At 47.7% G+C, this 535-nt stretch carries 1 protein-coding gene; it reads left to right on the top strand.

Annotation, left to right across the window (positions count from 1 at the left end; translation table 11 throughout):
- Positions 1 to 225 (top strand): hypothetical protein (locus tag ACFR9S_RS13340; RefSeq protein ID WP_379818867.1); only part of this gene is annotated, 225 nt, incomplete at its 5' end.
- Positions 226 to 535: the final 310 nt, after the last annotated feature.

Genomic DNA, 535 nt, shown 5'->3' on the forward strand with positions numbered 1-535 from the left:
ATCGTCGTAATCGTTTACGGCCAGATCCTCGCGCAGGGATCGGCGGCTAAATCGCCAGGATCGCTGCGTTCGCTCGCAATCGGAGTCCAGTGGGGTGTGCCAGTGTTGTTCGCACTCGATGCGATCGTTGATGGAATCACGTCCCTCGGGTTCTTCGCACTGGTTGCACTCTTCGCAGGGGTTATTGTCCCGATCGGGATCGTTTCTATCGATCGACCAAAGTAGAGTATTGTTCGCGGCGGAAGCGAAAGTCGAGTTGGGGCGGCCCTGAACTAACGGGTCTGTTGCCAGGGAGGGAACGAATTTAGTACCGTTCAATATTACCTGTTCCATTTAGAAACATTCTTCAATAAAGAAAACTCCAACCAACATATTAAAACAATAATACATTAGTGAATACGATATTCTTGAACGAAAGGCTTATCATACCTGATACAAATTACTGGGTATCAACCCTACCAAGTGGTTGAAATACAACACATGACAGAGAACAACAAATTTCTGACACGTCGGACAGTACTCAGATCAGGTGCCG

The organism is Halolamina salina, from assembly GCF_042678005.1.
Classification (GTDB): domain Archaea; phylum Halobacteriota; class Halobacteria; order Halobacteriales; family Haloferacaceae; genus Halolamina; species Halolamina salina.